Annotated in this window: 18 protein-coding genes and 1 pseudogene; 11 read left to right on the top strand and 8 right to left on the bottom strand. The window is 63.0% G+C overall.

Annotated features, from left to right (window positions below; all coding sequences use genetic code 11):
* Positions 1–286 precede the first annotated feature (286 nt).
* Complete coding sequence (locus QZ964_RS13400; protein WP_292532159.1) at positions 287–526, top strand: hypothetical protein; 240 nt, start codon at positions 287–289, stop codon at positions 524–526.
* A 734-nt stretch (positions 527–1,260) separates the two neighbouring features.
* Here the strand turns inward: QZ964_RS13400 and QZ964_RS13395 are convergent.
* A pseudogene (locus QZ964_RS13395) lies at positions 1,261–1,431 on the bottom strand (tyrosine-type recombinase/integrase); the annotation flags it as partial.
* 473 nt (positions 1,432–1,904) lie between these two features.
* Here QZ964_RS13395 and QZ964_RS13390 point away from each other — a divergent pair.
* On the top strand, positions 1,905–2,303 hold the full coding sequence (locus QZ964_RS13390) for a hypothetical protein (protein ID WP_292532158.1): 399 nt from the start codon (positions 1,905–1,907) through the stop codon (positions 2,301–2,303).
* A 320-nt stretch (positions 2,304–2,623) separates the two neighbouring features.
* Here QZ964_RS13390 and QZ964_RS13385 read toward each other — a convergent pair whose 3' ends face one another.
* Positions 2,624–3,274: a heme-binding beta-barrel domain-containing protein gene (locus tag QZ964_RS13385; RefSeq protein ID WP_292532157.1), complete on the bottom strand. Its 651-nt coding sequence runs from the start codon at positions 3,272–3,274 to the stop codon at positions 2,624–2,626.
* A 489-nt stretch (positions 3,275–3,763) separates the two neighbouring features.
* On the opposite strand from QZ964_RS13385, the gene QZ964_RS13380 reads away from it, so the two are divergent.
* Positions 3,764–4,876 (top strand): glycerol dehydrogenase, encoded by a 1,113-nt coding sequence (locus tag QZ964_RS13380; RefSeq protein ID WP_292532156.1) that lies wholly within the window; start codon positions 3,764–3,766, stop codon positions 4,874–4,876.
* 29 nt (positions 4,877–4,905) lie between these two features.
* Here QZ964_RS13380 and QZ964_RS13375 read toward each other — a convergent pair whose 3' ends face one another.
* From QZ964_RS13375 to QZ964_RS13350, 6 genes are all read right to left on the bottom strand, one after another.
* Entirely contained in the window at positions 4,906–5,478 is a 573-nt protein-coding gene (locus tag QZ964_RS13375) for a GMC family oxidoreductase (protein WP_292532155.1), read from the bottom strand.
* Positions 5,479–5,489: 11 nt separating this feature from the next.
* Entirely contained in the window at positions 5,490–6,518 is a 1,029-nt protein-coding gene (locus tag QZ964_RS13370; protein ID WP_292532154.1) for a GMC family oxidoreductase, read from the bottom strand.
* Between the two features lie 9 nt (positions 6,519–6,527).
* Positions 6,528–6,953 carry a hypothetical protein gene (locus tag QZ964_RS13365; RefSeq protein ID WP_292532153.1) on the bottom strand — a complete coding sequence of 142 codons (426 nt, stop codon included), beginning with the start codon at positions 6,951–6,953 and terminating at the stop codon, positions 6,528–6,530.
* 51 nt (positions 6,954–7,004) lie between these two features.
* Positions 7,005–7,682, bottom strand: a complete 678-nt coding sequence (locus tag QZ964_RS13360; RefSeq protein ID WP_292532152.1) for a transaldolase family protein — start codon at positions 7,680–7,682, stop codon at positions 7,005–7,007.
* Between the two features lie 33 nt (positions 7,683–7,715).
* Positions 7,716–8,456 carry a bifunctional 2-polyprenyl-6-hydroxyphenol methylase/3-demethylubiquinol 3-O-methyltransferase UbiG gene (locus QZ964_RS13355; RefSeq protein ID WP_292532151.1) on the bottom strand — a complete coding sequence of 247 codons (741 nt, stop codon included), beginning with the start codon at positions 8,454–8,456 and terminating at the stop codon, positions 7,716–7,718.
* A 177-nt stretch (positions 8,457–8,633) separates the two neighbouring features.
* Positions 8,634–8,972, bottom strand: a complete 339-nt coding sequence (locus tag QZ964_RS13350; RefSeq protein WP_292532150.1) for a rhodanese-like domain-containing protein — start codon at positions 8,970–8,972, stop codon at positions 8,634–8,636.
* Positions 8,973–9,390: 418 nt separating this feature from the next.
* Here QZ964_RS13350 and QZ964_RS13345 point away from each other — a divergent pair, with 418 nt between their 5' ends.
* The 8 genes from QZ964_RS13345 to QZ964_RS13310 all read left to right on the top strand — a co-directional run.
* A complete protein-coding gene (locus QZ964_RS13345) occupies positions 9,391–10,542 on the top strand; it encodes an acyl-CoA dehydrogenase family protein (protein WP_292532149.1) in 1,152 nt (383 codons plus the stop codon).
* A gap of 2 nt (positions 10,543–10,544) precedes the next feature.
* Positions 10,545–11,618 carry a 3-hydroxyisobutyryl-CoA hydrolase gene (locus QZ964_RS13340; RefSeq protein ID WP_292532148.1) on the top strand — a complete coding sequence of 358 codons (1,074 nt, stop codon included), beginning with the start codon at positions 10,545–10,547 and terminating at the stop codon, positions 11,616–11,618.
* A 25-nt stretch (positions 11,619–11,643) separates the two neighbouring features.
* The gene (locus QZ964_RS13335; RefSeq protein WP_292532147.1) at positions 11,644–12,834 is read left to right on the top strand and encodes an acetyl-CoA C-acyltransferase; all 1,191 of its coding nucleotides are present in this window, start codon (positions 11,644–11,646) and stop codon (positions 12,832–12,834) included.
* 311 nt (positions 12,835–13,145) lie between these two features.
* Complete coding sequence (gene pdhA / locus QZ964_RS13330; RefSeq protein WP_292532146.1) at positions 13,146–14,243, top strand: pyruvate dehydrogenase (acetyl-transferring) E1 component subunit alpha; 1,098 nt, start codon at positions 13,146–13,148, stop codon at positions 14,241–14,243.
* Positions 14,236–15,216 carry an alpha-ketoacid dehydrogenase subunit beta gene (locus QZ964_RS13325; RefSeq protein ID WP_292532145.1) on the top strand — a complete coding sequence of 327 codons (981 nt, stop codon included), beginning with the start codon at positions 14,236–14,238 and terminating at the stop codon, positions 15,214–15,216. Before pdhA ends, QZ964_RS13325 begins: the two co-directional genes overlap by 8 nt.
* On the top strand, positions 15,213–15,644 hold the full coding sequence (locus QZ964_RS13320; RefSeq protein WP_292532144.1) for a biotin/lipoyl-containing protein: 432 nt from the start codon (positions 15,213–15,215) through the stop codon (positions 15,642–15,644). The genes QZ964_RS13325 and QZ964_RS13320 overlap by 4 nt, the downstream gene beginning before the upstream one ends.
* Position 15,645: 1 nt before the next feature.
* Positions 15,646–16,617 carry an alpha-ketoacid dehydrogenase subunit beta gene (locus tag QZ964_RS13315; RefSeq protein ID WP_292532160.1) on the top strand — a complete coding sequence of 324 codons (972 nt, stop codon included), beginning with the start codon at positions 15,646–15,648 and terminating at the stop codon, positions 16,615–16,617.
* On the top strand, positions 16,614–17,042 hold a 429-nt coding region (locus QZ964_RS13310; RefSeq protein ID WP_292532144.1), incomplete at its 3' end, for a biotin/lipoyl-containing protein. The genes QZ964_RS13315 and QZ964_RS13310, both read left to right, overlap by 4 nt.

Below are 17,042 nucleotides of genomic sequence, written 5' to 3'. Positions count from 1 at the left end.
CGGTTGGGGCCGTCGAGGATGGGGCGGCTACGGTTATTACGGAGGCTACGGCGGTTACGGCGGCGGCTACGGTGGCTGCTGGCGTTGGTATGGACAGTGGGTCTGGGTCTGTTGAGGATTTGCAAATGTCGCTCCGGCCTTTGTTCCAAACGACGAAGGCCGTAGCGTTTCTGTGAACAGGTTTAGCTCGGCAGTCCTCGCGCGTCGTCCGACATGCTGTGACGCGATCAACTTTTAGCCCTATTGATCAACTCTGCTGCCTGATCTGGAATGGAGAGTGACTCTGATGAAATCGTTTGCATGTGGTGCGCTTGTCGCAGTGACCACACTTTCCCTTGCCGGTTGTTACACGCCCCAGGATCGCGCGCTCGGCGGCGCTGCTATTGGCGGGCTTGGCGGCGCTGGCATAGGCGCTCTGGCGTCTGGCGGCAGAGCCGGTGGAACTCTCGCCGGCGCCGCGATCGGCGCTGCGGGTGGCGCCGCGGCTGGCGCGCTGACCGCGCCTCCGCCGCCGTATTACTATTGAGTTCGCATGCTAAAAAACGCCCGGGCCTTACACTTTGCCGCTGCGCATCCGCAAGCGGCGAGTCCTTCGGGCGTTAGGCGGAAGCCGCTGCATAGCCTTCCTCGCTAGACCAGGCCTCGATCAAGTCAGGTCCGTCGTAAAATTCGATGGTTGTCGCCTGAATTTTTGTATCGTGCGACTGTTCCACCGAAAGAGCTGCGCGCCTGGATCGTTTCGCAATCTCGCAGCGTGCCGAGCTCTTTGGCGTTTTTTGATGTCACAATGGTATAGCGAGGTTCGCTCGGCCGATAGGCGTTCATTGTCGCCATCCTAAATGCGAATCGCCAGACTCAATGCTCTCACGCTCGATGAGTCATGATGCACGCCACGGCCGCGATCGAATGCGCCGAATTGGCGTTGACACATCTGGAAGCGGCGCTGAAATCGATCATCCTGTGCGCCCGCGCACTGCGCCTCCCGACCAGACGCGCAATAATTTGAGAAGGTTGCAAAAACCTTCCGCTTTTCGAAGCGATCAGGGGCCAGCCCCCAGGGGCGGCCTCAAAGGCCGGCGGCCAAATCTGCTCCGACAACTGACGAACTGTTGTGTATGTCGGTTCCATGGATGGTGAAGGACTTGCTGGTGCATAAAGCTTCGGACTTCGCCAGCAGAGCGTCGGTTTCACTGACTTGGCGGGGTCCGCTTGTGGCGCGACGCGGCCATGGCAATTGGCTAGTCCGCGTCGCCTGTTGCCTTAGAATTCTACTTGCTCTGAAATGCTAAGAGCATTGTCGACCTCGATTCCGAGATAGCGCACCGTGCTCTCCAGCTTAGTGTGACCCAACAGGAGTTGGACGGCACGCAAATTTCCCGTCTTTTTGTAAATTTGAGCAGCTTTCCTCCTGCGCATGGAGTGCGTTCCGTAGGCCGAGCACGCGCGCCTGATGTCGACTGGCGACTAAAGCTCGATCGAATGGCTATTGAAGACGCCGGGCCCAATCCCGAGCGGATCGCCGCCGCCATTCACCAGCAACTAGCCCTGCCACGCGGTCCGACGCCGATCGCAGCAATCGCTCGAGCGCTCGACATTGTCGAGATCCGCCGTGCGGCGGTAGCGGGTTTCGAAGCGGCTCTCGTGGCGGAACCGGAGCGTGGCGAAGGGGCGATAGTGGTCAATTGCGCCGCCTCGCCGCAACGCCAAACATTCAGCATCGCCCATGAGCTTGGCATTTTCTCAATCTCCGGCATCAGCCGATTGAATCATCCGGTGGATTTGCCTGCCGCAACGAAGACCTCGGGCAGTCCTGGCGTCAAGGGTCGGCCCAGGCTTCCCGTCATGTTACCCAGGAGGCAGAAGCCAATCGCTTCGCCATCGAGCTGTTGGCGCCGGAGAAGTTCATGCGGCCCTTCATGAGCGGCGTCCCCGACCTCGCCAAGGCGTTGCAGCTGGCGCTCGCGCTCAATCTCAGTCGCGAGGCCGCCGCCCGCCGCTATGTCGAACGCCACGATAAACCGACCGGCCTCGTCGTCAGTCGCAACGGCGTCGTTCCCTACATCGAGCGTCGAGACGACTTTCCCTTCATCGTCTGCGGTCGCGACGAGCCAATCCGAAATCTGCCGCCGCCCACCGGCGATAATGGACTTTCCGATCACGTCAAGGCGGATGCTCGCGACTTTCTATCGCGCCCGAGCCGCTTCGACCTCATCATTCAGACGCTCCATCAGCGCGACGGCTTCTCCATCACGCTCCTCGCCCTCGATCGCGCCGACGCCTCCGACGAGGATGACGAAGAATAGGCTCGTGACGAGCGCAATTTAGCGCCGTTCCCCGCGCGCCGCAGTCCTTGGCGCACACACTTCCTGACCAGTCGCCGCGACGCCTGTTTCCGGCGCTCAATTCCCTGCTCGGGGAAATATTTTCCCAGCTTCGCAATATTAATTCCCTATTCCGTCAGAACAGGGAGTTTGCCTTAACTAGCTGACGTTCCAAGAGAAAACAGACGCTAAAACTGGCGTGACAGGCCAGATTTCAGAAAAATTCCCTGTTATTTTCCTGTAAAGCAGGAAACCCACAGGAGAGACCGGTTCGCAGAGACTGCGTCGTCAGCCAATGAGAGCTAACCCGCGTTGCCGCCCTTCAGCAGGCCGACGAGCGGGTTCGGCGTCGGGGGCGCGATCCGGCGCAGGGTATTTGTGTCGTGGTGGTTGAACGCCGGCGTCTTGCCGCGCAGGGCGAGATCAGTTCGCGTCACATAGGTCCAGCTGCCATCATCGTTGAAGGCGATGTCGATTCGGTAATAGTCGGTGCGAAACGCCTCTTCCAGGAAGGTCGTCGAGCAAATGCCGAAGCGACTGTCACCGCGCCGCGCCTCGACTGAAATGCGCGCGTCATCGGGTTTGGCCGTTCCGCCCGCCAGCACAACTTGTCCGCGCGGGATCGCGATGGTCTGCATGATCAGGCCCGTGGCTGGCTCCCAGAGCCAATAGCCGACCTGGTCGTGAAAGGTGATCGCCTCCTCGGGGGTGTTGATATGGATGTGATAGCGCAAACCATAGAGGAGTTGCGGCCCGTTCGTCTGCGGGTCGATCGGCTCCATCCTTATATGCTCCCGGTAGGCGCGTGTCTCGGGCCCTTCGGCTTTGGGATTGACGTCCACGCCCTGATCGGACTGCCACACGCCGGCCAAGCGGCGCAGCGGACCGAGATTGGCGAGCGTATCGGGGGAAAACTCAGGTTCGGTAAAAATATCTTCCGGAATGCTGCGCACTTTCCGTGTCCTTTCTCACTCATCTGAGTCTGCTTGCGATTGAGAAACTTGCGCCGCCTGATTTCAAGCGGCAATTTTACCCAATCTGCTGCCAATATTCGTCACAGCGGCTTGCGGATGAGACACTGGCGAAACCGGCAAATTGGCCGATTTCGAGAAGTTGGCGCGCGCTAAGCGGGCAGCGACGGTCTACTTAAATAGGCAACGGCAGGCGCTTTGGACGTGAACCGCGCCGTGCGCGAGCGCACTGCGTCCTCCAACGAGACGCGCAATGCTCTGAACGTTGAAAAAACCCTTAGCTTTTCGAAGCGATCGGGGCCGGCCGCTGGGGCCGGCCCTTTTTTGCGCCACCCACTCGGCCTCTTGAGTGCAGCGCCGGGTAAGCTACCGCGATCACTCGCATGATCGCTGATCTAAAGCCGATGCATTGCGTTGCGGCCTCGTTTGCTCTCAAATCGCAACCCTTACGCATCAGGTCGGATCGCCCGCATGTTGACGGTTTTCTGCTCTCCCGCGAGATATGTTCAGGGTCGCGACGCGACGATGTCGCTCGCCTCTGAGCTTTCGCGGCTCGGCATTGCGGGAAAGGCGCTGATCATCGCGAGCCCTGCCGCGCGCAAGGCGTTGGAGCCGGTTTGGCGCGAGGCGTTCCGAGCCTCCGGACTCGAATATGCGATTATGGATTTTGGCGGGGAATGTTCCTTTGCGGGGATTGCCCGCGGCAAGGAAGAGGCGCGCCGGGTCTCGGCCTCGTCGATCGTCGGCGCCGGCGGCGGCAAGACATTGGACGCCGCCCGCGCTGTCGCCGCCGAACTTGAGCTTCCCGTCGCCTGCTGTCCAACGACGGCGTCGAGCGACGCGCCCTGCAGCGCGCTTTCGGTGGTCTACACCGAGGACGGCGTCTTCGAGAAATGCCTCTATTACCGGCGCAACCCCGATCTCGTGCTTGTCGACAGCACAGTCATTGCGCGCGCGCCGGTGCGCCTGTTGATCTCTGGCATGGGCGACGCGCTCGCCACCTATTTCGAAGCGGACGCCACGATCCGCGCGCATCGCAGAAATGTCGCTGGGGGCCTGAGCACGATCGCCGCGGCCGCAATTGCCGAGCTCTGCTACAAAACGCTGCTCAACGACGGAACGTTGGCCGTCGCCGCGGCGCGAGCGGGCTCCATAACCCCGGCCCTCGAACGCATCATTGAGGCCAATACGCTGCTCTCTGGCCTCGGGTTCGAGTCGGGCGGCCTCGCATTGGCGCATTCGGTCCACAATGGTCTCACCGCTGCGCCGGAAACCCATGATCGACTGCATGGCGAAAAGGTCGCCTTCGGCACGCTGGTGCAGCTCGTTCTGGAAGGACGGTCGCGTTCGACGGTCGATGAAGCGATGGGATTTTGCCTCTCGGTCGGGCTGCCTTTGACGCTTGCTGAGCTCGGGCTCGAAAGTCTATCGCGCGAGACGGCGCGGTCGATCGCCGAACGCGCCGTCGCCGTCGGCGAGAGCGCGCATAACGAACCCTTCGAAGTGACCGCCGGGAATCTCATGGATGCGATTTACGCCGCGGACGCTATCGGCGCCGCCTTCAAGACGGGCGCTTCATCGTAGGACGCCCGCAATATTGCAGACGCGTGCGCCTATTCCCTCAAAGCGGAAAGCACGGCGTCGGCGGCGCGAAGGGCGAGCGCGGCGATGGTGAGCGTCGGGTTGGCGGTTCCGCCGGTCGGGAAGGCGGCCGCGCCGACGAGAAAAAGATTGCGGCGCGCATGGGCGCGCAGCTTCTTGTCGACGACGGACGTCGCCATGTCGTCGCCCATGCGCGCCGTCCCCATGATATGGCCTGCGGCTTGGGCGTCGTCCTTGTGCCAAAAACTCTCCACGCCGATCTTGGCAAACATGTCTTCATGCCGATCTCTGGCGCTCGCGAGCGCGCGGTCGGTATAGCGGTCGAGCTGATAGAAGATCGCCGGGCGCGGCAGGCCGGTCTTTTCGAGCCGCGTCGGGTCGAGCGTCACCCTGTTGCTCGCCAAAGGGAGCTGCTCCGTCAATGCGGCGACGCGGATATGCCGCGACGTTTGGGCTCTGAGCGCCGCATCGAGCGCCTTTCCGCGCAAGCCGCCGAGCGCCAATTCGCGCGCGGTCGATTCGGGCGCGCCTTTCGGCCAGCTCCAGCCTTCATTGCCGATTTCGAATCGCAACGCCGAATTCACGCCGCGATCTTTCAAGTCACGGAAGTTTTCGATTCCCGATGTCGCGCCGGGTCCGCGATAAGGCCAGACCGGTTGTCGCGCGAGCGCCCAGCTGAGCTGTCCGGATGATCCATCAGATTTCGCCCGAGCTGGTCGGAGCGGTTGGCGACGCCCGCAGGAAACGCCTCCGAGGCCGACGCCAGAAGCAGCCGCGGGGTCTCGATCGCATTGGCGGCGATGACGACGACGGGCGCGAATACGCGCCCTGTCGATCCGTCCGATCGCATGAATCTGACCGCTTCGACGCGCCCGTCTTGGCCGCATTCAACGAAATTGGCGCAAGTTTCGGCGAGCAGTCGCGCGCCGAGAGATTGGGCGCGCGCGAGATGAATTGTCGCGTCATATTTTGCCTGGATCGGACAGATCGGAATGCAACTGGCGCTGCCGCGACAGGACGGCCGGCCGCCGGACGATGTCGAGAGTCGGGCCTGGGGAGTCGGGCGGACCTTGTAGTCGGACGGCTGCAACGCGTCGCGCCATGCGCGATCGAGAAAGCTTTGCGCGATTGGCGGAAAAGGGTAAGGCGCGGAGCGTGGCGAACCAAGATCGTCGTCATTGTCTCCGGCGACTTCGAGCTCCTGCTCAGCCTGGCAATACCATGACTCGAGATCGGCATAGGAGATCGGCCAGTCAACGCCGAGGCCGAAGAGCGATCTCAACTTGAAATCCGCGGGAACCAGGCGAATGGCGGAGCCGAGCCAGTGCCATGTCGTCCCGCCGACCTGGCGCAAATAGGTCGAGTTGAACGGGTGGGGCCCTTTCTGCGCGTAGAACGCATAGGGCTTGTCGGTTTCAGGATGCGGCGCGAACGGAGCCTGTTCGTAGGCCGACTCGGGAGTCTTGGGAAAGGCGTCCTGGAATCGTCGCACAGCCGCGGCGCGATCCACTTCGGGACCCGCTTCCAAGACGATGACCTTCGCCCCCTTGCGCGCCGCGCGGCAGGCGACGAGCGCGCCGGCGACGCCCGAGCCTATGACCAATATGTCGGCTTGAAAGTCCATGGGCGGTCGTCACTCCTTGGTTGGAGCAAGCGCCCAACTCGCGGCTTCGCCGGGAACGCCGCCTGGCCGCGCGAATCCAATTGCGTCCCACATCAGCGCGCCCGTGTAGTCGACGCAAATCATGCGTCCGGCGTCGACGGTCTGACCGGAATACCAGTCAGCCACAATTCTGCGCGCGAGGCTGTCTGAGCCTTTTTCTTGAGTCTCCGTGCCGTTTAATGCGCCGCGAGCGAGTCCAAGAGCCTGCAGATAGGTCCGAGCGGCATCGACGGAGAGACGCGAGCGTCCCGTAAGCTCTGCGCTGAGGCGAATAAAATCGGCGAGGTCCGGGGTCTCCGCAAAAGCGATCCGATTCAGAACGCAGGGCGTCAGCGCGCCGAGCGCGCAGCCGATCAGAAGCTTCCGACGCGAGACGTCATCATTCATTGCGCGCATTGCGTTCTCGCCTGAAGACGCCGTTCGGCGGTAGCGGGGAGTTTCAGCTCATCAGCGTTTCGATGCAACTTTCTCGTCGAAGCCTTTGATCGCCTCCAGCGACAGGGGGGATGCGAGTAATTCTGCAAGAACAGCCGGCGGCGCCGTAATGTCGCGACTGTGCCGAAGTCCAATTTCGACGGTTTGTCGATCGGGAAAGCTCGCAAGCAGCAAGGTTCGTCCGGCGCTCTCGACGATCGCGGCGATGGTTTCGAGCTGAAGTTCCCAATCCGTTTCAAGCCGCATGAGCCTGCCGAGATATACGGCGACGCCGTCCGCGCCGGCCTCCATCGCGACATAGGCCTGCGCTGCGGTGAAGACGGCCGTGACCAGAGTGGCGCAGCCCATGTCCTTCAGCGCCGGGCAGCAGGAGAGGCTCGCGGGAGTCGGCGTCAGCTTCATCCATAGCTTTTTGTCATGCGCGGCGTTCAACGCGTCGCGATACAGGGTCGCCTGTCTCACCGCGTCGTCGGCGTCTCCGACCGCCTGAATCATCAGATGCCGAATGGCGCCAATGTCGTGGGACAGTGTGCAGAGCTTGCGCGCCGCGCCGATGTATTCTTCCAGCGTCAGGACATCGGCGCCGGTGGCGCGAGCCATCAAGGCCGGATTGGTGGTGAATCCTTGCACGCCCGGAAATTGCATCGCCTTCAAGATGGCGCCTTGATCGGCAGTATCGACGAGAAGCATCGCGCCCCCGCATCTATCCGGTCGAGGTCGTGCTCACGCCGGCTTTCGTCGCGCGCTGAGCACAATGCTCTTCGGATTGGTAAGAATCGCGTTCCAGAGTTCCTGGCCGTAGCGCTCAATTCCCTCTTGGGAGACGGCGAACGGGGTCCATTCGGCGTCTGCAAATCCCGTCTGCGCCAGCGCGTCCGCGTAAGCGCGACGACTCCATTGCGTGAACTCGATCGAGAATTTTTTGTCGCCGACGAAATTCATCCGTACGCGCAAGCGCTCCGGACCTTTGCCGATCTCCTCGAGAAAATAGCCGTAGGGAAGCATATCGTCTCGACCGTTAATGAAATCGGGATTCGGCACAACCGCGATCAGTCGGCCGTCCTCAGTCAGATTCGCCGCCACGGAGCTGAGCATTCGCGCAAGCGTGTGCTCATCCTCGGCATAATTGAACAGAAAGACCGCAGTTGCCACGTCGAACGACCCGAAGATTGCCATCGTCGCGGCGTCGCTGACCTCATAAACAATTCCCAGCGGATTTTCACCTTCCGCCCGCCGCGCAGCTTCGATCATCGCTGGCGACAGATCGACGCCGAGCACATATGTCGCACCGAGTTTCTTGAGGAGCCGGGAAAAATGACCTGTCCCGCAGGCATAGTCGATGGCGCGCGCTCCCGAGATATCGCCGAGCGCGGATTGGACTGACGGCGTTTCGAGGAAATGGGTGACGTCATCTGTGCGCGCCTGCAAATATTGCTCGCTGATCGTTCGATATTGATCCTTCATAAGCCGCCTCAAAAAGTCGTGACGCCGATTCAATCCAACGCAATTTTCGGCTTTGCGCCGGCGATACGGGCGACGGCCGGAGGATTTCGCGTCGCATGGCGCGCGAGCGCGAACGGAGTTCCGCCCGCCCAACATGGTTACGGCGACGAACGCGAAGCGCGGCGTCCGCGCGTCTTCTCACATGCCTTGGACGACAGGTTCGCCGGCGTTGAGCCAGGCGAGAATGCCGCCGCCGAAATGGGTGTTGGCGTCGCGACGGCCAAAAAGCCGCGCCTGCTCCATCGCCGACACCGAACGCTTTCCGGAGCGGCAATAGATCACGACCGTTTGTCCGTCGTCGGCGACCGGCAATTTGCTCGGATCGAATTTCGACAGCGGATTAAAGATCGCGCCGGCGATATGGCCAGCCGCGTATTCATCCGCTTCGCGCACGTCGACAAGCAATACCGCGCCTGTCGTGAGGCCTGCTTTCAGCTCTTCGAGGCCGATGTCATTGAACGGACTATCTGTGCTCATGATGCTCAATCCTCCTCTGGTCCAGGATGATATCCTCGCCGCGTCGCGCTTCGAGTCCTGCGCCGGACGCGATGCTTGCGGTCCGCCGATACGTTATCTGGCCTATACCACGGTTGGTATCGCGCTCCAGGCGGTCCGTCGCCATCTTTATTGCAAGGCCAGATCCGCTTTACGCGCGGACGGCTCCCATTCTAGGAAGTCTCGCTGCCGACTGGAACCCGAAAAACCGTAGCATTCATCTGACGGCCAAGAAGGAAAAAGGGCGACGGTGACAAGTTCGACTGGGCGCCGCCGCATCCGACGGTCGTCTGGCTTTGGAATGTGCCTAGGCCGGGCAATTTTGAGATTGCGGGGACCGAAGCTTGTCAAAGCGCTTCGCCGCGACAGATTTACCTCAACCATCGCGGTGAATGGCGACATGTCATCCTATTTTGAATTGAGCGCCGAGCAGGAGGCCATCTTCGAGACGGCGCGAGACTTTGGACGCGATCGCCTCACGGCCTTTGCGCTCGACTGGGACCGCGAGCATGTTTTCCCCGTAGATGCGTTGCGCGACGCCGCGGCGCTTGGCATGGCGGCGATCAATGTGCGGGAGGCTTCGGGCGGCGCCGGACTGACGCGCTTCGACGGCGTGCTGATTTTCGAGGCGCTCGCGATGGGCTGTCCGTCGATCGCCGCCTATCTTTCCATTCACAACATGTGCGCGAGTTTGATCGACGGTTTCGGGAGCGAGCGGCAGATCGACAAATTTATGCCAAGGCTCGTGACGATGGAAGTTCTATCAAGCTATTGCCTGACCGAATCCGGCAGCGGATCGGACGCCGCGGCGCTGCGCGCGCAGGCGACGCACAGCGGCGATCACTATGTCCTGAATGGTGCCAAACAATTCATTTCGGGCGCCGGCGCGGGCGGCGACGATCATCTCTATGTCGTCATGGCGCGAACAGGCGACCCGGGCCCAAAAGGCATATCGGCCTTCATCGTCGAAGGGGGAACGCCGGGCCTAAGTTTCGGCGCGCTTGAGCGAAAGATGGGATGGAAGGCCCAGCCGACGCGCGCCGTCATTTTTGACGATTGCCGCGTGCCCACCAAAAATCTGATCGGACACGAGGGCGATGGGTTCAAGATCGCGATGGCGGCGCTCGACGGCGGGCGTCTGAACATCGCCGCCTGTTCGCTCGGCGGCGCGCAGTCGGCCTTTGACCACACGCTGCGCTATATGAGCGGGCGCAAAGCCTTCGGACGCACGCTCGACGAATTCCAGGCTTTGCAGTTCCGGCTCGCCGACATGGCGACGCAGCTTGAAGTTTCGCGGACATTTCTGTGGCGGGCGGCGGCGGCGCTCGACGCGAAGTCCCCGGGCGCCACGACGCTCTGCGCGATGGCGAAGCGCGTCGTCACCGACGCCGGCTTCGCGGTCGCCAATGAGGCGCTTCAGCTGCACGGCGGCTATGGCTACTTAAGCGAATATGGAATCGAAAAGATCGTTCGTGACCTGCGCGTCCATCAGATTCTCGAAGGAACCAATGAAATCATGCGCGTCATCATCGCGCGTTCGCTATTGAAGTAGCTATGGATCTCATCGCTTCGCGCGCGGGTCGCCTCGGACGCATTCTCCTCAACCGGCCGCAGGCGCTCAACACGCTGACGCTGCCGCTGGTGCGGGAATTTCGCCGGGCGCTCGACCAATTTGGCGCGGACGATGGCGTCAGCGCCGCGCTCGTCACCGGCGCCGGCGCTCGCGGTCTTTGCGCCGGTGGCGACGTGAGGTTTCTCTATGAGTTGGACGCCTCGCAAAAGCTACTCTTCGCCGACTTCTGGCGCGAGGAATATGAACTCAACGCCCGCATCGCCTCCTTTCCCAAACCCTATGTCGTGATCATGGATGGGATCGTTATGGGCGGCGGCGTCGGCATTTCCGCACATGGCAACCGGCGGATCACGACGGAGCGCAGCCGGATCGCCATGCCTGAGGTCGGCATCGGATTTTTTCCCGACGTGGGCGCGAGCTGGCTTCTCTCACGCGCCGGCGCGGTCGGACTCTATATGGCGCTGTCGGCGGCGTCGGTGACCGCGGCCGACGTCATCGACGCCGGTCTCGCCGATCTTATGATCCATTCGCGGGATATCGAGCGGCTGATCGAAGAACTCTCGACGATCGAGCGCGCCGAAGACGTCGACAGGACGCTGCGACGCTTTGCACGTCAGCCAGGCGCTTCCATGCTTTCGTCCTGCCCGCGATTGCTCGCTGAAGGGGCGGCGCATGAGACGGTCGCGGACGTGATCGCGGCCTTCGCGCGCGAGGGATCGGAATTCTCCTTGCGCGCGGCGGAGGAAATCAGGTCGAAATCGCCGACGGCGCTGAAAGTCACGCGCGCATTGCTCCAGCGCGCAGCGCGGGCGCCGGACCTCGAAACCTGCTTGACCAACGAATTCAAGGCGGCCTGCCGCATGCTCGAGACCCACGATCTTTATGAAGGCATTCGCGCCGCGATCATTGACAAGGACCGGCGTCCGAAATGGTCGCCGGACAGGCTCGACGCGGTAAGCGACGAAGCAGTTGAAGACATTCTTGCGGGCGACGGGACGGCGCCTCCGACGTTTAAAAACTGGAATTCGTCGCCATATTCTCGATGGGAGAGCTAACGGGCCAGGCGATGAGGATTATGTCATGAGCGCTGCCGCAACCGTCGCCATCGTCGGCGCCGCCCGCACGCCGATCGGCGCGTTTCTGGGCGAGTTGAAGGACGTCCCTTCGCCGCAACTCGGTGCCCGCGCCATCGAAGCCGCCGTAACGCGCGCCGGGCTCGCGCCAAACGACATCGATGAAGTGGCGATGGGCTGCGTGCTTTCGGCCGGACTCGGTCAGGCGCCCGCGCGTCAGGCGGCGCTCGGCGCAGGGCTGTCGGAGACGACCGGCGCGGTCACCGTCAACAAGATGTGCGGCTCCGGAATGAAAGCGGTGATGCTCGCCAGCGACCAGCTTGCGGCGGGCGGCGCGCGCGTCGCAATCGCGGGCGGCATGGAGAGCATGAGCAATGCGCCTTATCTGCTCGATCGTGCGCGCTCTGGCTATCGGATGGGCCATCGCAAGGTCCTCGATCACATGTTCCTGGACGGTCTCGAGGACGCCTATGAAAAAGGCCGGCTGATGGGCGCTTTCGCCGAGGACTGCGCGACGCAATATCAATTTACCCGCGAGATGCAGGATGAATATGCGGCGACCTCGCTGACGCGCGCCCAACGCGCCACAGCCGACGAATCTTTCGTTGGGGAGATCGCGCCGATCACGCTCGGCAAAGGCGCCAATGCGCGAATCATCGCCAGCGACGAACTCCAAGGCAAGGCCAAGGCGCAGGATATCGCGCGCCTCAAGCCGGCGTTCAGGGAGGATGGAACGATCACCGCCGCCAACGCCAGCGCAATATCGGATGGGGCGGCGGCGCTTGCTCTGATGCGGGCTGACGACGCCGAGCGCGCCGGCGCGAAGCCGCTGGCGCTCATCCGGGGCTATGTCACCGTCGCGGGCGCGCCGAGCCGCTTTTCCGTCATGCCGATCGAAGCGATTCGCAAGCTGTTGGATCGGGTCGGTTGGACGACCGGCGGCGTCGACCTCTTCGAGATCAATGAAGCTTTTGCCGTTGTCGCGATGGCGGCGATGCGCGACCTGGACCTGCCGCACGACAAAGTCAATGTGCGCGGCGGCGCCTGCGCCCTCGGCCACCCGATCGGCGCGTCGGGCGCGCGGATCATTGTCACGCTGCTCTCCGCTCTGGAGGCGACGGGTCTGAAGAAGGGCGTCGCGGCGCTGTGCATCGGCGGCGGAGAAGCGACCGCGATGGCCATCGAACGGCCAAGTTAGCGCCAGCTGCGCGCGCGCAACACATCCGGCGCGTCGGTTCGTTGCGCGCCCTGCGGAGAGGCGGCGCGATGCAGCTTTGAACGGCTAGGCAAACAACGCGGATGACAGCCTGGCGTTCGATCGACGGCGGTGGATAGGGAAATGCTGATGGCGCGAACGCATTGGCGAATGAACGCGCCAGATCGTTGCAAAATGAAACGACTCGAACAGCCTCATTCCTGCGCTGCGGCGCCACGCATATGACAAAAAAATTGTCGCAGCGCCGTGACCTCGCGCATGGGCGCGCTACTTCGCTCATCAGGAGCGCGGCGATGGGAAGCATGGAGATGGGTTTCGATCTCAATGTGGATTTCGTCCAGCTGTTGTCGCCGAGCGGCGAGATCAGCAAGGCCGCCAGCGCATCGGCCAAGGACATTGACCGACTGGTGCGATTCTATCGCGCGATGACGCGAACCAGGACCTTCGACAATAAGGCGATCAGCCTTCAGCGCACCGGTCAGCTCGGCACATTCGCCTCCGCGCTCGGCCAGGAGGCGATCGGCATCGGAACGGCGGCGGCGATGGAAGAGCGCGACGTTCTCGTGCCGTCCTATCGCGATCATGCGGCACAATTCTCTCGCGGCATGTCAATGTCAGAATGTCTGCTCTATTGGGGCGGCGACGAGCGCGGTAGCGATTTCAAACATGCGCGCGGCGATTTTCCAAACTGCGTGCCGGTCGCCACCCAGGCGCCGCATGCGGTCGGCGCGGCTTACGCGCTGATGATGCGCAAGGAGGATCGCGTCGTCGTCACGTTCATCGGCGACGGCGGCACCTCCAATGGCGCCTTCTACGAAGCGCTGAATATGGCGGGAGTCTGGAAAACGCCGGTCGTCGTCATCATCAACAATAACGGCTGGGCGATATCGACGCCGCGCGAACTCGAAAGCGCGGCGGAAACCCTCGCGCAAAAAGCGGTCGCCGCGGGCGTCGAAGGACGGCAGGTCGACGGCAATGACGTGATCGCCGTCCATGAAGTGGTGCGGCGGGCGATCGAAAAAGCGCGATCGGGCGGCGGACCGACGCTGATCGAAGCGCTTACCTATCGTCTCGGCGATCATACCACCGCCGACGACGCTTCGCGCTATCGCGATCCCGAGATCGTGCGTGCGCAGTGGACGCGCGAACCGATCGCTCGGCTGCGCTCTTATCTCGTCAGCGAAGGCGCCTGGTCGAAGGAGCAGGAGGCCGAGCTTCTCAAGGCATGCGCCGAAGAGGTCGATCGCGAAGTCGCCGCCTATCTGAACGCTTCGCCGCTCAGTTCCGACGCGATGTTCGATCATCTTTACGCAAAGCTCCCCGACTCCATGCAATGGCAGCTCGAGGACGCGCGTCGATTCGCCGAACGCAAAGAGCATGGCGATGTCTGAAATCACTTTGGTCGAGGCCGTCAATCTCGCGTTGGCTCGGGCGATGAACGAGGACGACGAGGTGCTGCTGCTGGGCGAGGACATCGGCGTAAATGGCGGCGTGTTTCGCGCCACGAACGGCTTGCAGGCGCGCTTCGGCCGCGCGCGCGTCATCGACACGCCCTTGGCCGAAGGCGGCATCGCCGGGGTCGCGGTGGGCATGGCGGCGATGGGGCTGAAGCCTGTCGCCGAAATTCAGTTTTCCGGATTCATCTATCCCGCGATCGACCAGATCATCAATCACGCCTCGCGCTTGCGCAATCGCACGCGCGGGCGAATGACCTGCCCGATGGTGCTGCGCTCGCCTTGCGGCGCCGGCATTCACGCGCCCGAGCATCACTCGGAAAGTCCAGAGGCGATGTTCGCCCACATGCCGGGGCTGCGCGTCGTCGCGCCCTCTTCGCCCGCTCGAGCCTATGGTTTGCTCCTGGCGGCGGTGCGCGATCCCGACCCGGTGATCTTTCTCGAGCCGACTCGGCTCTATCGCTTGTTCCGTGAGGAGGTCGCGGACGACGGCGTGGAGCTGCCGCTTGACGCCTGCTTCATGTTGCGGGAAGGCGCCGACGCGACGGTGGTGACGTGGGGCGCGATGGTTCCGGAGACGCTTGCCGCCGCCGAAAAGCTCGAAGAAGAGGGCGTGACGATTGAAGTGATCGACGTCGCGACGTTAAAGCCGCTCGACATCGAGACGATTCTACGCTCGGTCGAAAAGACCGGACGCTGCGTCATTGTCCACGAAGCGCCGCGCACAGCCGGATTTGGCGCGGAGATCGCCGCCGAAATCGCCGAGCGCGCGCTGTATTCGCTGCTCGCCCCGATCAAGCGGGTCACCGGCTACGACGTCGTCGTGCCGCTCGCGAAATTGGAGAGGCAATATATGCCGAGCGTCGATCGCATTATCGACGGCGTTCGGCAAGTGATGGAGGCGTCATGAATATCTTTCGTCTCCCCGATCTCGGAGAAGGGCTGCAGGAGGCCGAGCTCGTAGAATGGCGCGTGGCCGCCGGCGAGAACGTCAACGTCGATCAGCCGCTGGTCGCGGTCGAAACCGCTAAAGCCGTCGTCGAAATCCCGTCGCCTCAGGCGGGCCGGATCGAGCGGCTGTTCGCCGCCGCGGGAGACGTGATCCGCATCGGCGCGCCGCTGGTGGGTTTCGAAGGCGCGGGGCAGGATACGGGCTCGGTGGTCGGCGCGGTTCAGCACGGCGCCGGCGTCGTTCGCGATCAGCCGATCTCGGTCGGTCACGCCGGCGGGGCGGTGCGGGCGACGCCCGCGGTGAGAGCGCTCGCGCGCAAGCTCAACGTCGATCTCGGCATGGTGACGCCCTCTGGCGCCGACGGGCTGATCACGACTCAAGACTGAAATCACTTTGGTCGAGGCCGTCAATCTCGCGTTGGCTCGGGCGATGAACGAGGACGACGAGGTGCTGCTGCTGGGCGAGGACATCGGCGTAAATGGCGGCGTGTTTCGCGCCACGAACGGCTTGCAGGCGCGCTTCGGCCGCGCGCGCGTCATCGACACGCCCTTGGCCGAAGGCGGCATCGCCGGGGTCGCGGTGGGCATGGCGGCGATGGGGCTGAAGCCTGTCGCCGAAATTCAGTTTTCCGGATTCATCTATCCCGCGATCGACCAGATCATCAATCACGCCTCGCGCTTGCGCAATCGCACGCGCGGGCGAATGACCTGCCCGATGGTGCTGCGCTCGCCTTGCGGCGCCGGCATTCACGCGCCCGAGCATCACTCGGAAAGTCCAGAGGCGATGTTCGCCCACATGCCGGGGCTGCGCGTCGTCGCGCCCTCTTCGCCCGCTCGAGCCTATGGTTTGCTCCTGGCGGCGGTGCGCGATCCCGACCCGGTGATCTTTCTCGAGCCGACTCGGCTCTATCGCTTGTTCCGTGAGGAGGTCGCGGACGACGGCGTGGAGCTGCCGCTTGACGCCTGCTTCATGTTGCGGGAAGGCGCCGACGCGACGGTGGTGACGTGGGGCGCGATGGTTCCGGAGACGCTTGCCGCCGCCGAAAAGCTCGAAGAAGAGGGCGTGACGATTGAAGTGATCGACGTCGCGACGTTAAAGCCGCTCGACATCGAGACGATTCTACGCTCGGTCGAAAAGACCGGACGCTGCGTCATTGTCCACGAAGCGCCGCGCACAGCCGGATTTGGCGCGGAGATCGCCGCCGAAATCGCCGAGCGCGCGCTGTATTCGCTGCTCGCCCCGATCAAGCGGGTCACCGGCTACGACGTCGTCGTGCCGCTCGCGAAATTGGAGAGGCAATATATGCCGAGCGTCGATCGCATTATCGACGGCGTTCGGCAAGTGATGGAGGCGTCATGAATATCTTTCGTCTCCCCGATCTCGGAGAAGGGCTGCAGGAGGCCGAGCTCGTAGAATGGCGCGTGGCCGCCGGCGAGAACGTCAACGTCGATCAGCCGCTGGTCGCGGTCGAAACCGCTAAAGCCGTCGTCGAAATCCCGTCGCCTCAGGCGGGCCGGATCGAGCGGCTGTTCGCCGCCGCGGGAGACGTGATCCGCATCGGCGCGCCGCTGGTGGGTTTCGAAGGCGCGGGGCAGGATACGGGCTCGGTGGTCGGCGCGGTTCAGCACGGCGCCGGCGTCGTTCGCGATCAGCCGATCTCGGTCGGTCACGCCGGCGGGGCGGTGCGGGCGACGCCCGCGGTGAGAGCGCTCGCGCGCAAGCTCAACGTCGATCTCGGCATGGTGACGCCCTCTGGCGCCGACGGGCTGATCACGACTCAAGAC

Source organism: Methylocystis sp. (genome assembly GCF_021731785.1).
Classification (GTDB): Bacteria; Pseudomonadota; Alphaproteobacteria; order Rhizobiales; family Beijerinckiaceae; genus Methylocystis.
This window is presented reverse-complemented; position numbering and strand designations above follow the sequence as displayed.

Excerpts from the sequence above, each read along its gene's own strand:
- QZ964_RS13360 (WP_292532152.1), bottom strand. The coding sequence starts at position 7,682 with ATGCTTCTCGTCGATACTGCCGATCAAGGCGCCATCTTGAAGGCGATG.
- pdhA (WP_292532146.1), top strand. The coding sequence starts at position 13,146 with ATGGGAAGCATGGAGATGGGTTTCGATCTCAATGTGGATTTCGTCCAG.
- QZ964_RS13320 (WP_292532144.1), top strand. The coding sequence starts at position 15,213 with ATGAATATCTTTCGTCTCCCCGATCTCGGAGAAGGGCTGCAGGAGGCC.
- QZ964_RS13340 (WP_292532148.1), top strand. The coding sequence starts at position 10,545 with ATGGATCTCATCGCTTCGCGCGCGGGTCGCCTCGGACGCATTCTCCTC.
- QZ964_RS13400 (WP_292532159.1), top strand. The coding sequence starts at position 287 with ATGAAATCGTTTGCATGTGGTGCGCTTGTCGCAGTGACCACACTTTCC.
- QZ964_RS13345 (WP_292532149.1), top strand. The coding sequence starts at position 9,391 with ATGTCATCCTATTTTGAATTGAGCGCCGAGCAGGAGGCCATCTTCGAG.
- QZ964_RS13380 (WP_292532156.1), top strand. The coding sequence starts at position 3,764 with ATGTTGACGGTTTTCTGCTCTCCCGCGAGATATGTTCAGGGTCGCGAC.
- QZ964_RS13325 (WP_292532145.1), top strand. The coding sequence starts at position 14,236 with ATGTCTGAAATCACTTTGGTCGAGGCCGTCAATCTCGCGTTGGCTCGG.
- QZ964_RS13350 (WP_292532150.1), bottom strand. The coding sequence starts at position 8,972 with ATGAGCACAGATAGTCCGTTCAATGACATCGGCCTCGAAGAGCTGAAA.
- QZ964_RS13335 (WP_292532147.1), top strand. The coding sequence starts at position 11,644 with ATGAGCGCTGCCGCAACCGTCGCCATCGTCGGCGCCGCCCGCACGCCG.
- QZ964_RS13370 (WP_292532154.1), bottom strand. The coding sequence starts at position 6,518 with ATGGACTTTCAAGCCGACATATTGGTCATAGGCTCGGGCGTCGCCGGC.
- QZ964_RS13390 (WP_292532158.1), top strand. The coding sequence starts at position 1,905 with ATGCGGCCCTTCATGAGCGGCGTCCCCGACCTCGCCAAGGCGTTGCAG.
- QZ964_RS13365 (WP_292532153.1), bottom strand. The coding sequence starts at position 6,953 with ATGCGCGCAATGAATGATGACGTCTCGCGTCGGAAGCTTCTGATCGGC.
- QZ964_RS13355 (WP_292532151.1), bottom strand. The coding sequence starts at position 8,456 with ATGAAGGATCAATATCGAACGATCAGCGAGCAATATTTGCAGGCGCGC.